General features: G+C 52.1%; 12 protein-coding genes. 9 read left to right on the top strand and 3 right to left on the bottom strand.

Annotated elements, in window-relative coordinates:
- Nucleotides 1-50: 50 nt before the first annotated feature.
- A complete protein-coding gene (locus KGB27_RS11080; RefSeq protein WP_223554471.1) occupies nt 51-728 on the bottom strand; it encodes a type 1 glutamine amidotransferase domain-containing protein in 678 nt (225 codons plus the stop codon).
- 410 nt (nt 729-1,138) lie between these two features.
- Here KGB27_RS11080 and KGB27_RS11075 point away from each other — a divergent pair, with 410 nt between their 5' ends.
- The 9 genes from KGB27_RS11075 (at nt 1,139) to KGB27_RS11035 (ending at nt 13,638) form a co-directional block, all read left to right on the top strand.
- Nucleotides 1,139-1,654 carry an Hcp family type VI secretion system effector gene (locus KGB27_RS11075; protein ID WP_047601845.1) on the top strand — a complete coding sequence of 172 codons (516 nt, stop codon included), beginning with the start codon at nt 1,139-1,141 and terminating at the stop codon, nt 1,652-1,654.
- 131 nt (nt 1,655-1,785) lie between these two features.
- Nucleotides 1,786-3,828 (top strand): type VI secretion system tip protein VgrG, encoded by a 2,043-nt coding sequence (gene tssI / locus KGB27_RS11070; protein WP_223554469.1) that lies wholly within the window; start codon nt 1,786-1,788, stop codon nt 3,826-3,828.
- Complete coding sequence (locus KGB27_RS11065) at nt 3,821-4,708, top strand: DUF4123 domain-containing protein (protein ID WP_223554467.1); 888 nt, start codon at nt 3,821-3,823, stop codon at nt 4,706-4,708. Before tssI ends, KGB27_RS11065 begins: the two co-directional genes overlap by 8 nt.
- A 169-nt stretch (nt 4,709-4,877) precedes the next feature.
- On the top strand, nt 4,878-8,318 hold the full coding sequence (locus KGB27_RS11060; protein ID WP_223554465.1) for a toxin VasX: 3,441 nt from the start codon (nt 4,878-4,880) through the stop codon (nt 8,316-8,318).
- The gene (locus KGB27_RS11055) at nt 8,311-9,366 is read left to right on the top strand and encodes a phage holin family protein (protein WP_223554463.1); all 1,056 of its coding nucleotides are present in this window, start codon (nt 8,311-8,313) and stop codon (nt 9,364-9,366) included. Before KGB27_RS11060 ends, KGB27_RS11055 begins: the two co-directional genes overlap by 8 nt.
- A gap of 26 nt (nt 9,367-9,392) precedes the next feature.
- Entirely contained in the window at nt 9,393-10,496 is a 1,104-nt protein-coding gene (locus KGB27_RS11050) for a DUF6708 domain-containing protein (RefSeq protein WP_223554461.1), read from the top strand.
- A complete protein-coding gene (locus KGB27_RS11045) occupies nt 10,493-11,416 on the top strand; it encodes a hypothetical protein (protein WP_223554459.1) in 924 nt (307 codons plus the stop codon). The genes KGB27_RS11050 and KGB27_RS11045 overlap by 4 nt, the downstream gene beginning before the upstream one ends.
- A 135-nt stretch (nt 11,417-11,551) precedes the next feature.
- The gene (locus KGB27_RS11040) at nt 11,552-12,490 is read left to right on the top strand and encodes a hypothetical protein (RefSeq protein WP_223554457.1); all 939 of its coding nucleotides are present in this window, start codon (nt 11,552-11,554) and stop codon (nt 12,488-12,490) included.
- 200 nt (nt 12,491-12,690) lie between these two features.
- The gene (locus KGB27_RS11035) at nt 12,691-13,638 is read left to right on the top strand and encodes a hypothetical protein (RefSeq protein ID WP_223554454.1); all 948 of its coding nucleotides are present in this window, start codon (nt 12,691-12,693) and stop codon (nt 13,636-13,638) included.
- Between the two features lie 56 nt (nt 13,639-13,694).
- Here KGB27_RS11035 and KGB27_RS11030 read toward each other — a convergent pair whose 3' ends face one another.
- The gene (locus KGB27_RS11030; RefSeq protein ID WP_192418381.1) at nt 13,695-14,516 is read right to left on the bottom strand and encodes a VanW family protein; all 822 of its coding nucleotides are present in this window, start codon (nt 14,514-14,516) and stop codon (nt 13,695-13,697) included.
- A gap of 355 nt (nt 14,517-14,871) precedes the next feature.
- Entirely contained in the window at nt 14,872-15,450 is a 579-nt protein-coding gene (locus tag KGB27_RS11025; protein ID WP_223554452.1) for a hypothetical protein, read from the bottom strand.
- Between the last annotated feature and the right edge of the window lie 121 nt (nt 15,451-15,571).

The following is a 15,571-nucleotide window of genomic DNA, read 5'->3' as shown; positions in this document are numbered from 1 at the left end:
TGCTCTTCAGGGCCTTATCGCCGGCAAGCCGGCTCCTACAAGGTTCGTGGTTATTTCAGCTTCGCCAGCAGCGCTTCAGCCGCCGCCTCGGACGACGCCGGATTCTGCCCGGTCAGCAGCAGACCATCGGTCACCACATAACTCGCCCAGTCATCTCCCTTGGAATAAATCCCGCCCTTCTCCTGGAGCATGTCCTCCACCAGAAACGGCACCACATTAGTCAGTTGCACCGCCTCCTCCTCGGAGTTGGTGAAACCGGTCACACGCTTGCCTTTGACCTGCGGTTGACCATCCGCGCCCTTGACGTGACGCAACACGCCCGGCGCATGGCAGACCAAAGCAACCGGCTTGCCCGCCTTGTAAAACGCCTCGATCAATGCGATCGAAACCTTGTCTTCAGTCAGATCCCACAACGGGCCATGCCCGCCCGGATAGAAAACCGCATCGTAATCTTCGGCTCGCACGCTGCCGAGCAACGCGGTGGACGCCAATGCGGACTGGGCTGCAGAATCCTTGCGAAAACGCTCCGTCGCAGCGGTCTGCGCATCGGGCTCATCGCTTTTGGGGTCCAGTGGCGGCTGGCCTCCCTTGGGCGACGCCAGCGTCAGCTGAGCGCCGGCGTCTTTGAAAGCGAAATACGGTGCCGCGAATTCCTCCAGCCAGAAGCCGGTTTTCTTACCGGTATTGCCCAATTGATCGTGGGACGTCAAAACCATCAGGATTTTCATGTCGCGCTCCTTGAATGTGGGAAATGTACGGTTATCTCAGCGCAGTTTTTGACCACCCGGCTGCGCAGTTCGTTGCACTTGTTACACGGGTTCTCTCAGTGATGGCCAACCGCCTTGATGCGCAAGAAGTTGCGCAATCGACCGAGCAAATCGTCCGGTTTCACTGCACAACATCCGGCTAATCAGGGCCTCCAGCCGAGTGCGCAAGAAGTTGCGCAGTGCTGCGCAACTTCTTGCGCACATTACGCGTAGAGCCTTGCGCGGCGTTTCAAAAACAGTCGCGAAACCATCTCAACACCTTGTTTTATATGGCTTTTATCGTTTGTGGCACGGACCTTGATAACAGTCATGCACCCACCGGGCGATACCGCCTCCCGGGCACCTTTATTTATTCAGCAAGGAGAGCATCCATGGCAACACCAGCGTACATGTCCGTCACTGGCGAAAAACAAGGCCTGATCACTGCCGGCGCCTTCACTGCCGACTCCGTTGGCAACACCTACCAGGAAGGTCACGAAGACCAGGTCATGGTTCAGGCTTTCAGCCACGACGTGATCATCCCGCGTGACCCGCAATCCGGCCAACCGACCGGTCAGCGCGTACACAAGCCAGTCGTGATCACCAAGGTCTACGACAAGGCTTCGCCTCTGCTGCAAGCGGCTCTGACCTCCGGCGAGCGCATGAGCGAAATCGTTATCCAGTGGTACCGTACTTCGGCTCAAGGTACTCAAGAGCACTACTACACCACCAAACTGGAAGACGCGATCATCGTCGCCATCAACAACAAAATGCACAACTGCCAGGATCCAGGCAACTCGCACTTCACCCACCTGGAAGAAGTGCAGTTCACCTACCGCAAAATCACCTGGACCCACGAAGTATCCGGTACTTCGGGTTCCGATGACTGGCGTGCTCCAGTCGTTTAATTACGGCTGATCGTTACAAGCATCGGCCAGCTCTGCTGGTCGATGTTGTTTACGCCCCTCCAGAATTTCGCGTGCGTTGATCCGCTTTGCGGTTGTCGACGAACGCCGCTCCACTGCACGAGGAACAAGGGATGTTCGCGCCGGCCAATCAGACTCACTTTGCCCTGACCATCGAAGGTCTTTCCAGCGACTTCCAGGTTTTATCCCTGCAAGGTCGGGAAGCCATCAGCCAGCCGTTTGTGTTTGAGGTGGAACTGGTCAGTGAAAAGCCGTCCCTGGACCTCGAAAGCCTGCTGCACAAACCGGCCTTTTTGCAGCTCTCGCCCGACGGCAGCGGCATTCATGGCCAGATTTATCGCGCCGCCCAGGGTGATTCCGGCAAACGCCTGACCCGCTACGCGGTGACCCTGCGCCCGCAACTGTCCTACCTCGCGCACCGCATCAACCAGCGCATCTTCCAGAACCTCACCGTGCCGAAAATCATCGGCCTGGTCCTCGAAGAGCACGGCATTCAGAGCAATGCCTACCAATTCAAAGTCGGGGCGATTTATCCCGAGCGCATCTACTGCGTTCAGTACGATGAATCGGACCTGCAATTCGTCCAGCGCCTGTGCGAGGAAGAAGGTATCCACTACCACTTCGAGCACAGCCCCACGGCCCACAAACTGGTGTTCGGCGATGACCAGACGGTGTTCCCGAAACTCGCGCCCGTGGCCTATCAGCAAGACTCCGGCATGGTCGCCAGCGACCCGGTGATCAAGCGCTTCGACCTGCGCCTGGAAACCCGCACCAGCCGCATCACCCGCCGTGACTACGACTTCGAAAAACCGCGCATCAACCTCGAAAGCGAACACCGTGGCGACGCCCTGCCCGACCTCGAAGACTACGACTACCCTGGTCGCTTCATCGACCGCGAACGCGGCAAGCACCTGGCCAAACGTGCCCTCGAACGTCACCGCAGCGACTTCCAGCTGGCCGAAGGCAAAAGCGATCAGCCGTTGCTGGTCAGTGGCCATTTCCTGGCCCTGACCCAACACCCGAAAGCTAAATGGAACGACCTGTGGCTGCTCACCGAAGTCCTGCACGAAGGCAAACAGCCGCAAGTGCTGGAAGAGTCGGTCACCAGCAGCACGACCAACCTGAAAGACGACTTCCATCAGGGTTATCGCAACCGCTTCCAGACCACCCCGTGGGACGTGCCGAACCGCCCGCCGCTGACGCAGAAGAAACCGCGCATTCTCGGCAGCCAGAGCGCTGTGGTCACCGGGCCCAAAGGTGAAGAAATCCACTGCGATCAGTACGGCCGCGTCAAAGTGCAATTCCACTGGGACCGCGAAGGTCAGGCCGACGACAAGACCAGCTGCTGGCTGCGCGTCTCCTCCGCCTGGGCCGGTGCTCACTACGGCGGCATCGCCATCCCGCGAATCGGCATGGAAGTGCTCGTCACGTTCCTCGAAGGCGACCCCGACCAGCCGCTGATCAGCGGCTGCCTGTACCACAAGGAAAACGTCGTCCCGTACGCCCTGCCGGCGAACAAGACCCGCACCACCTTCAAAACCCTGAGCTCGCCCGGTGGCGCAGGCTTCAACGAACTGCGCATCGAAGACAAAAAAGGCCAGGAACAGATCTTCCTCCATGCCCAGCGCGACTGGGATGAAAACGTCGAACACGACCAGAAGATCCGCGTCGGCAACGAACGCCACGACACCGTGGAGAAGAACAGCTACAGCGAATTCAAGGCCGAAGAACACCACACCGTTTATGAAGACCGCAAAGTCGAAACCCGCGCCAACGACCACCTGACCGTGGGCGTGAACCAGCACATCAAGATCGGCACCGGGCAATTCATCGACGCGGGCCAGGAAATCCACCTGAGCAGCGGCATCAAAGTCGTACTCGAAGCCGGCAGCGAACTGACCCTGATCGGCGGCGGCAGCTTCATCAAGATCGATGCCGGCGGCGTCACCATGAGCGGGCCGGCGATCAACATGAACTCCGGTGGCGGACCGGGCAGCGGGACGGGGGCGGCGCCGATATTGCCGGGGCCGTTGAAGCAGGCGGATGCGGATAAGGCCGGGCAATTGCTGGTGCCCGCGCAGCGCCAAGCGTTGATGCAGAAGAAGCCGATCTGCGCGATTTGCGAGAAGGCCAAACTGGAGGCGCAAAATGCTTAAGTCCGACTGGACGCTGGAAAACGGATTGCCCCAAGGCCTGCCGTGGAATGGCACCGTCGGATTGTTGCTGGATGGCGTCAGCGTCGAGAAACTGCCCCAGCACCTTTATCAATGGTCGGATGACCCGGTGTTCGAGCCGCTCTACCTCGGCACACAGTGGGCGGAATTGGGCGACGTCTCGCCGTGCCTGGTTCAGATAAATGCACAGAACAACCCCATCCTCGCGAAGTTTCTCGCCGAGCCCCGCCAAGAGTGGGGCTACCTGGTGTTCAGCGATCAACCCTGGACACAAATGGTCGAGCACTTCCGCTGGCTGACCAGCGTCATGCACCCTCAGGGTGAAGAAGTCCTGCTGCGCATCGCCGACCCTGCCGTGGCCCACGCATTGCTCGGTCACGCCGAGAGCATCGAGGACCCTACCCTGTTCGGCCCCTGCTCGCAGATCGTCGCCGCCGACGCGGCATTGGGTTGCTGGCACATCAACCAGCGACCGGGCAAAGCCCCCGAGCCGAACCACAGCAAACGCTATCGCTTGAGCGACGAGCAACTCAGCCAACTGGATGAAGTGAATTTCCGCAGCATCGTCCTGCGTCTCGACCAGCACATGCACGAATACTTCCCGTCCTATCAGGCACAATCGATGCCGCTGCACCGCTGGGAACACCTGCACGCACTGGCCTCGACCTCCTACGATCGCGGCTTCAACACCGAACTCGACATCACCCTCTACGCCAACATTCACGGGTTCCTCGGCGAGCGAGCGCTGGAGGAGCATCCGGACCTGGATGCGATACTCAAGACCCCGTCGGAACAAACGCCCGCTCAGAGACTCGAACGGGTCGCTGATATTGCCCAGGAACGGGCGGCAAAACCGAATTGAAAGAGAACGCTCAAGAGAGCTTCACTCTTTGCCTAAAAGGCAGCTTTTTGTGAGACTGCGCCGCGCGTTAGTAAAACCCGCCGGTAGCGACACTCACGTCATCACCAAGAACTGAGCAAACGGGCGAATCGATCCGCCCTTGCTACCCGATGCTGGAAAGGAATTCCGTATGAGCCAGACAGGAAAAAACCCCAACGCAGTCGACCTGCCCCGCAGCGATGCCAAGTGCTCCACTGGTGGCTGTTCGCAGATGAAGCAAAAGCTTCAGCTGATTCCCCTGCGCTATGGTCTTGTCGAACGGCTCGACCCTTCTTCTGAATTGTCGCTTCCTTACAAAACCGCCTCGCGCCCAATGGGGATTCGCCTGCTGCGCGATGGCTGGCTTTACGTAATCGACAACACGACGGGTTACTTGCACGAGTACGAAGTGAAAAACGGCGTGGTCACCAAGTGCATTTGGAAAGGCAAAGAAGCTACCCAGGACAAGCGCACCGGTTCTGCAGGCGAAAACGCTTTGATATTCACCCGTGGCAGCTCTCTGCACATAGCCTATGCCGAAGTGCAATGGACGGCTGCCAAGTGCTCGCAAATGCTTAAGTCGAGTAAAGAGCGCGATCTGTTCATGCAGAAAGTAAACCTCGCCAAAGGCGACGTTGAAAAAGGTGGCCCAAACCTGCTGACCGACAAACAGGCTGAAAAATGGATCACAGAGGTTGCGGAGAAACCCGCCACACAAGCACCGCCTACGGGTGCCCACCCCGAGGAAAGTAAGGACTACATCTGGGAAGACCAGAAGAATCTGTTCAAGGCGACTCAACTCGGCACGATTAAAAAGTCGTTATTGCCAGCCTATGAAAAAGACCATTTCTTTTTGGTTTTCAAAGACAGCATTGGGGTAATGCGTGATCTTGCCGAACAGCAGGACAAAGTGGTTGGCTGGATCGATGAATGGGTGCTCAAGGAGAAGAACGACCTCAAGTATTCCATCGGTAACTACATCGAAACGCTCATGGTAGTCAGCGAAAAGTCTGCCCGCCAGGCAGGTACCAGCGATGCATTGTTCGAAAAAACCACGCCTGAGCAACGTCAAAAAATCTATGACTACGTTAATTCGCGAAATGAATACGACGGCGCCAGAACCAGCACCACTGATCTGCCACAGAGAGTAAGCCGGGTTCGCGTCCCCAACCCCAAGGTCGGCGCTGCTTACAAGGTCATGAACACCAAAAAGCAGGAGATGATCGACTCCCTTGGCAAAAGTCTTTACAGCGATCTGGAAGATGACATCGAGGTGCTGGAAGACAAAAGCCACGCCGCTGTACAAGGTAAAGGCCTGGGCGCTCGTGGCATCCACGACCTCGTCCGCTATGAGGAAATGAACAAATACCTGGAAACCGAGCGCTCGCACATGAAGCGCTGGACCTCTCGTTTGAACCGCATTACTGATGACCGGGTAGGGTTGTTTACCAAAAGCGAATACCACATGAGTGCGTGGTATTTCGATGCGGATGTTCCTGATCAGTTGATGTCGGCTTTGGTAACAGAGCAGAATTGTGTTCGAGATTTGTGTCGTACAGAGGAAAGTTTAAAGACAGTAGGCGAATACTTCCACGGCGCGCCTTATTACATTATGCCGGCATTTTCTAGTCGTCTCGACGAAGCCTTCCTGCTTAAAAAAGCAGGGGATGTCCGTAAATGGTTAGACGACGCGAAGAATCTACAATCCGGACTTGATGACGCAAAAGCACGACTCAACGAAATTGGCACCCTACTAGGCCGCCATTGGACTGCAAACTTAAATTCTAACGCTCTGAGCACAAGCCATGCGATCAATGCAGCTTACTCTCCAGCGATTGCCCTACGCTTACAAAACTGGCTTTCAGAAATCCAGGAAAAACTTAATGGCCCAGAACTAAAAACCCATCTCGATAAAATTTCAACGCATAGCAATCGAGCTCATCGACTTGGAACACTATATGCATTGAAACATGGAGGTGCGACACTAAAAGTATCCAGCACTCAAGATAAACAAATTTTCCTTGGACGACTTGGAAGTCTAGGAACGATGCTAGATACGGAGCAGCAGTTAGTCCGAGAACGAAATCGAGCACAAAAAGAAAGCAAGCGCCGTGTAGCGAGCAGCGACCATCAGGGTAAAGCAAGGCAAGCCAATGCTAAAGCAGAAAAAAACGAGCTAAATCGCCAGCTTTTATTATTGAGAAAGGAGCGCCTTGCTCTCACAGCCAAGATCCAAGACAGCCTAATTACAACCAACACACTTGCATCCGGCTATATTGGCGTACAGCTAAACATTGATACAGCCCAACAAGCGCTGCTAAACAATGAAATACAACGATTAAAAATCGGGGCACTCCGTAGTTATGGGGAACCTGGCAGTTCCGCCGTACTAAAGAGCAGCTTTGTTCCAATGGCTGCATTATTATTTCAAGCTTGGAATTTCAGAGAAGCGTTGGACGCTTGGAGCAAGGTCTCGGGCAATGCAACGACAAAAGACAGCATTGTATTTTTCGGAGCATTTACGGGTGTTGTTTCCGCTGCGTTATCGGTATACCAAAACGCATATATTGCATTAGTAGATATAGGGTTCAAAGCAACTGTCGCCAGCACCGGAGGTAAAGGCGGCGCCCTATTCATGGTAAAACTTGGCAAGCTGGGACTAGGTCTGGGAGCAGTGATAGCGCCATTGGGCCTCCTCAGCTCCATTGGCACTACTTTAGATAACTGGAACAAGTGGACAGACGCATTGCTTACCGGTACAGCAGGTGAAAAAGCGGGAGCATTGCTAGCCCTTACGGGAGACATAGGTAACACTGGTGTGGCCGGTATCACTACGGCTAAGTCGTTCAAGGAGATTGGTACCGTAGGTCGCATTTACGTTACCACGCCAAGAGCTGATCGAGTTGTCGCAGTGGGACGAGCTTGGGGTACCCGCGGAGTACGATTCTTAAGTTTCTCATCTCGACTAACGCCATGGTCTTTAGGTTTCACCGCACTTCAATTGGGCGGCGAAGCCCTTTACAACTATTTCAACCTTGATGATCAACAACGCTGGATGCAAAGTTGTTGCTGGGGTATTGAGAATAAGCAATGGGATATGAAAACGCACGCTCAAGGATTAGCCGAGGCCAATTTACGCCCTGTTGTTACTGACACAGGTATCGCAAAGCGCCAACTAGATGGGGAAGGCATTCGAACAATTGGAATCACATTTCCAGGTTTATCTCTGGAGAAGTGGAATGAAAATCCAATTCGGATGCAGGCAGAACTATCGGCTCAGCTTACCCATCCAGCGAAAGATGTCAGCGAATCCGTACGAGATATACTGCAACTGGCGAGTAGCGACCCGCTACTCCTAAAATTAGAAATACCTGAAGAGTGGTGTGGAGAGCAATCCGAATTGAGATTACGCCTGAGTGTACAGCCAGATATAGCGAGTGCGCCGCTCAAAGCCAATGATGGATTTCTTTATTACCCTATTTCACTACGCTTTTCGGGCACCAACAACCCAATTAAAGGTGAATCTTCGGTCAGACAGAGTAGAACCACGTTAAAATGGGCCGACATTAAACCGGAGAATCTAAGTGCCTGATAGTAAATACGAGCGACTGCCCCATGCGGGAGACTTTGAGAAAGAGTCGGGGACCGAGGTGGTTTACTTATCACCAAAACCAGTACCGACAGGAATGCCAGCAGTTAGCTCTCGCCAACTGCACCGCAACACTAATGAAACCTTTCTAGACTTTGCTGTCGGGCAAGGTAATTTTGAATTTATGGCTAGAATTGGCATCGGCGCGATAATGTTCATTGTGACTTTGCTATTTTTTTTCTCTGCTTTCGCCTCTTACCTTAGGAGAAACGCAGAGCCATTTTTGAGTGGCTGGCTCAGCTTTTTTTTCAACCCTGTACTTTGGTTTATTATTGGCGCTATCGCACTTACCTATATTTATTTCTTCCATCAAGCCGCTCGACAAGTTTCAGCACACCCACCTGTTCGCTTTAACAGGCAGCGCCGCGAAGTCGTATTTGTACCTCAAAAGGGCCATAAACCACGATATGTACCTTGGGAAGATGTTATAGCTTGTGTCTCAGTGGGAAAACTCATTACCCAATATGCAGTGATGCCAGAATACAAACTGATGATTGGCCTGCGGGATGCCGGCACCGGAAATGTATTGTGGTCCGTTATACCCAGCAGTAATTTGAGCCTTGCCGTTTCTGAGTGGGAGGCAATTCGTGCCTATATGGAGGAAGGTATGTCTGCCCTCCCCCCAGATCAATCGGACGAACTAGAGGAAGGCTCCGTCGAATTCTTCCATCTGTGTCGTCGTAGTTATCGAGCAGATCACTCATTTCTACGTTACACCTGGGGCTTTTTGACAATACAATTTTTTAGCGGCTGGACAATACCGTGCTACATATCTGGTTGGGTGAACCGTCGGCCAAAAGCAGGTTTTCCTAAAGAAGTCCTGGAATGGTCAAGACCTCTCCCCACTGAGCAACACGCTCTGCCGAGCGAAGCGTTGCTCGAGGAAAGCGCTGAAATCCGGAAGGCCTTTGCCAAAGGGCAAAACCTGCTGGATTACTTCAAGGTGAAATTTTCCGAACCGGCTAACGAGCCCACAGTGGATGCATCCTAGGCCGAATACCGTTTATGGCTTTCCGAATGACACCTATCTCTGCGCAGCACGACGAGTTCGATATTAAACAGCAGCGCCCTGCTGCCGGTGAAACTCGTCGTTTTGCTACTGGAGAGGCTCTATTTTTTTCGCCACTGCCGGTGCCTACCGGGCAAATACCCATGGATCTCGGCGGAAGCTTCGTTGAAGTCAACGAGACATTCCTTGACGTAGGCAGTAGTAATTTCGGCAAGGCTTTCCAAGCTAGGGCAATGATTGGGCTCGGTATGATGTTCATATTCTCATGCCTGATTGTTCTGCCTTTGCTTGCAGGATCTACTACTTGGGGAAATCCATTTTCCGAGTCCTTTTGGGACAGGGCAGCAGGCATGTTCCATTTCGGTGTGACCTTTAGTCTTTGGGGAGGAGGAATAGCCGCGCTTCTGGGTACTTACGTTATCTTGAGCACTACCAGAGAGAAGTCCCGCACCCGTCCAATTCGATTCAACCGCCAACGTCGTGAAGTCTGCTTTTTCCCCGAAGGTTCTGACGTTCCTGTCATTCAACCATGGGAAGAGACAGTATCTTGGCTCTCAATCAGTACAGGGGTTACTGGAGTGGGAGTAGCAAGCGCCTATACCTTTGGTATGGCGTTCGACGACTCCGGAGCTGACGTAGTGCACTTTGTGAGACAAGGCGTAATGACTCCTGCTCATGGCTTGGGCAAATGGGAAGCCATACGCGTCTACATGGAAAAAGGTCCAGAGTTCCGCCCTGGCAAAGCCCCCTACGAAGGGCGTCACACCTTTGATAAAGAACGACAAGACGTGCACGAGGAATACCAACACAACGAGCGTTCCGCTTTAGGCGTTGGCTGGTGGTACCTGACACACCTGATGACTTGGTGGCGTTTTCCGTACTGGGTAGCGGAATGGGACCATCGTTTCAGCATGAAGTCTCTACCTGAATCCATTGCTGAGTGGTCAAAATCTATACCACCTGAGCAGTGGGCCAAGCCGAGCCAAGCTTTGAACGAGCAAAGCGCGAAGATTGAAAGAGCCTTTGCTCAAGGACAGGATTTCATGACGTACTTCAAGGCCAACCTCAGCAAAACCGAGGCAAAAGAATCAGCGGATAGTTCGGCATTATGAGCGTAGAGATCAAACAGCCCCGCGGTCTCGCACATGCAACTAGCCGGATAGTTCTAAGTGCAGATCAGCCCACAGGCAAGGCTCCTATGGAGCTTTTCATTACAGATGAACACACTGAGCAATACCTATCACTTCAGGTTGGAGGGGGCTCTGACCGAGGAATGTTGACCGGTATTCTTGGCGGTATTTGCTCAAGTCTTTGTCTTGTCATAGGGTCGTGGATGGCGCTTCAAGGCCGATGGGAAGCCGTAATATGGCCAGTGGTGTTTGGCGTTCCGCTTTTCCTTGCCCCGTTCCTATGGGAGACACTTCGACCACTTCCTCTACCGATACTTTTCAACCGCAGGACTCGCGAGGTCTATTTTGATCATGAAGGGACGTTGTTTCACTGTCCATGGGATGGTATCCAAGCCGTTGCACGTGAATTTCAAATAGTCGGCCCCTACACTGCTGGTATGAAAAACGCATCTTTAGAAATTATGGTTCATCGGTATCAAAACCCTGAAAACGCGCTTATGGTGAGCCTAGGATCTCCGGCAGGAAAAACACTGGAGATGCAGAAAGGATTCTGGGAATACATTCGTTCCTACATGAATAATGGTCCATGGTTCGATAAAGATGGAAATCATAGTAATTCAGACAACTTTGTAAAAATGCAACTTTCTGCGAACATCGATCAATCCCAGCTCCTTGATCACTGGCGCCAAACTATCGCAGAAAAAAAAGCTGCGGCAGACGGGGAAAATTACTTAAGTGGTATAGACGCACTTATGTTTCTTGGCCATTTAATGTTTTACCCATCAAACCTAATACAGAACCTTACTTATAAAATCGCAAAAAAGAGATCGCGCAATCGCTGGCCGAACATAGTGCTTGAGCGACTAAGACATAATGGCCCTGCGACCAGACTGATAGATTAGGAAAATATAGATGATGTTCTGTACAAGGCGTAAAAGGGCAACCTACTTACTACGACCTCATAAAAACAGGTCGTTCTATCTTTTTCAAGATATGCATTCGGAATGCACATCCCTACCAGAAAACAAGGGAATCACATGGTACTGGGTGATCTTATAAGACAGTCGAATGCAAAATATGGAGCCCCGCCTACGGTAATTCTCAGGGCTGAGAAACCAACAGGCAAGGCCCCTATAGAGCTATTCATTACCGATGAACACACTGAAAATTATCTCACCCTGAAAATGAGCGGCGACGCTGAACGGGGTGCAATGACAGGCATGCTTGCAGGCATCGCATCTCCGCTTGGACTGCTTCTGTCACTATGGATGGCGATGGAAGCTGAATGGGCGTTGGCAGCTTTATCTCTCGCCATTGCGATTCCTATGTTTGTAATTCCTTTCTTATTTGAAATCAGCCGACCTCTTCCTTTACCCGTTCTATTCAATCGCCGCACTCGTGAAATTTATTTTGAAAAAAAAGGTGAACTATTCCATTCCCCATGGGATGGAATTCAAGCTATGGCGTGCGAATTTCAAATTGTCGGACCCTATACTGGCGGCATTGGAAATACGTCTTTAGATATAATGCTTCATCGTTTTTGCGACCCTGGCGATTCATTAATGATTAGTCTCGGATCACCAATAGGTAAAACCCTGGATATGCAAAAAGGATTTTGGGAATACATACGTTCCTACATGAACAATGGACCATGGTTTGACGAGAAAGGCAATTACAGCCAATCAGATACTTTTGTGAAAAGCCAACTAAACCTAAACACGAAACCCTCTAGCTTTCTTGCTCATTGGCGAAAAACCATCGCTGACAAAAAAACCGCAACAAATGGGAAGAACTATCTCAGTGGTATGGATGCGCTCATGCTTCTAGGACACATAATGTTCTATCCTACCCATTGGATTCAGGATTTCACCTATAACATTGCAAAACGTAAATCTCGTAATCGGTGGCCCAAGGTCGTGCTGGAGCGTTTACAGTCAGATGGCCCCACTACTAGATTGATTGATATTGAAAAGTAGAAGAAAAAATCAAGAACTTCCGCCATCTCTATCCTGGGCATGGAGTTGTGGATAGCACTTTTAGGCCGATGGGAAGCCGTAATATCGCCAGTGGTGTTCGGAGCACCGTTTTTCCTCCCCCACTCCTGTGGGAGACACTTTAGCCAACTCTACCGATACTTTTCAACCGCACGACTCGCTGCCAGAAAATAGGAAATCACATGGCTCTGGATGACCTTGTAAGACAGGCGAATACAAAATATGGAGCCTCAAAAACCACAACCCTTAGTTTTGATCAGTCAACAGGCCAACTCCCTATGGAACTGTTCATTACCGACGAGCACTCCGAGCATTTTTTGTCACTAAAAACTGGCGGAGATACAGACCGTGGGCTCATCACTGGATTAATGGCTCTCGGATCGATTCCATGCTTTCTAATTGCCCTATGGCTATTAGCGACCGGCAATTATGAAGGCGCCAGCAATGGGTTAATCGTGGCTGCGCCATTGGTAGCAATTCCCTTCCTCTGGGAGACATTTCGCCGATTACCGCTGCCCATAATTTTCAATAGACGCACTCGCGAAATCTACTATGACAACAATGGGGAGTTGTATCACGCACCTTGGGATGGGCTAAAAGCACTGACATGTGAATTCCAGATGGTCGGACCTTATACAGCGGGCATGACTAATGCCTCTCTGGAAATACTGGTTCACCAATTCGGTAATGCTGAGAACGCGCTGATGATCAGTCTTGGTACCCCGATGGGGAAATCGCTAGACATGCAAAAGGGCTTTTGGGAATACATCCGATCATACATGAACAACGGCCCCTGGTTTGATGAAAATGGAAATCCGAGCGACTCCGACAAATTTGTTAAGACTCAGCTCGCATCGAATCTTAAACAGTCGGGGTTTCTTGGTCATACTCGCAAAGTAATAGCTGAGAAAAAAGCCGCTGCTAACGGTAAAAACTACTTAAGTGGTATTGATGTCGCAATGCTTTTGGGCAACCTATTTTTTCACCCCTCAAGTCTAATTCAGGATTTCACCTACAAAATCGCTAACCGTCGTTCGCGTAATCATTGGCCGAAAATCGTGCTTGAACGTTTACGGTGTGATGGACCATCATCTAGATTAATCGACCTAGAGAAAGAAGCTGACTCCTGAAAAAGTTACAGTTTCAGACAACATAAAAAACGGGCGATCAAATTATCGCCCGTTTTTTATGCACGCTCTGCCAATAAACTCTCTTCAACCTCATACTTGACCACCACCCGATTCTTATAAAGCCGCGCACTCTCCAACACCTGACTCTCCTGCCCCTTGCTCCTCACATCCCGCCAGATTTCATTCTCCCGAAACACCCGCCCGCCTTCACGCACAAACCGGTGTTCCCGTTGATAAACGTGATACCGAAACGCCCGGATCTGATCACACAACAACTCCCCCTCCAACTGCTGCTCAGCCACTTTCAACTTCAACTGAAAGTGCCGATCCGTCGGGTTGTGCAGCACCAGGTCGATGTAGTTGTAAAAGATCGCCGCCCCGGAACCGAATGGCAGCACGCGCCCCTCGTCAGGAAATGGGTCGAAGCTGTGATTCGATCGTTCGACTACCAGCAGCGGGGAGTGAATCGCCATCCAGTGGATCAGGTTGCTTAGTTGGCAAATCCCGCCACCGACGCCACTGCGTGCTTCACCAAAGGACAGTTCCATGCCTTCGACGTAACCGCGTTTTCGGGTCGGTCGGCCGACCAGACGACAGAAGGAAAAGTATTCACCGGGGCCAATGACCACGCCGTCTATTGAAGCCACGGCCAATTTCAGGTTCACGACTTTGTTGTGTTGCAGCTGCACATCGGAGTTGCCGAGTTTGCGGATCAGTTTGGAGGTGTGTTTGAGGTATCGGTACGGCAAGCGCTCAAAGGTGTCTTTCGGGCGAGCGTAACGTTTGCGGGAGAAGCGCCACGCCAGTTGGCGGAACAGTCTTTTTTGCCACACGCGCAGCCAGTAGAGGGCCGGGTGATAAAGGGAGAGAGGTTTCATCCGTGTCAGAACGGCGGCTGCCGTTTTCATCCTTTACAAGAAATGCTGGGCATCCTATCGGATTTATGCAGTGCATATTGCACTTGAAGAAGGTGTTCGCCCAGTGTAATGGCCTCGGCAATCCATGCACTGGTAAAGAGCCCTGACACTGGGCGAACGGGAGGGATTTTAATAGAAGTTGGCGGATATGTCCGTGTGCATAAACATGAAATTTGTGTACACAATGTTTAACAAAATGTCGATTGCAATATTACGCTGACAACTTTTTAAACCCACCAGTTAGACCATTAATTCTGATCATTCCTATACAAGAAACTGTACAGGAATGATCAAGCTGTAGAGCCAAGACTCAACTTTAGTGTTGAGTGGTCACTTTCAATACATCGGTATACGTCACGACGACGCTCTGCCCTACTTTCAAGTCTTTCAGTTTTTTCTGAACTTCAGGCTTTTCAACGTTGATGGTTTTCGAGTGTCCGCGGGGTCCCTTGAAGGTCACCTGGTTTTTCGCCACATCAATTTTGGTGATTTGCAGTTGTACCTGTACCTGACGGAAGGCTTCACCCCCAGGGTTGGGGTCGTCTTTGGTGGCGCGGATTTCTCCGGTGCGTTCGGTAGAGCCCGGCAGACCTTTGTCGACATCGGTGTCGAGGTAAGCGGCAACGGAGCGGATCACTTCGACAGTGACCTTATCGCCGACCTTCAGGTTACCCAGATTCTTGGCCTTGTCGCTCAGTTGTACATTCACCTCACGGCCTTCAGCACCTTCAAGGACGACTTGGTGGTTGGCGGCGTCTACGGCCAGGACTTTGGTCGTGACTTGATCGGCTTCAACGACGGCAGACAACGGAATGTCCGCTGCCACGGCGCTGAAGCTGACAGTGGACAGCACGGTGGCGAGGGCGATGGCATTGGTCAGAGCATGAAGTTTCATAAGCGGAACATTCCCTGTGGTGGATGGCAGCAGACGGCTCTGAATCGAGGTTCGGCGCCGTCTGTGCCACTGAGCATAGACGCTGTTCAGCGATTGTCCGCCGTCTCTTGCACGGGTGGAC

Origin of the sequence: Pseudomonas sp. BF-R-01, from assembly GCF_019946615.1 — a bacterium.
Lineage (GTDB): Bacteria > Pseudomonadota > Gammaproteobacteria > Pseudomonadales > Pseudomonadaceae > Aquipseudomonas > Aquipseudomonas migulae.
This window is presented reverse-complemented; position numbering and strand designations above follow the sequence as displayed.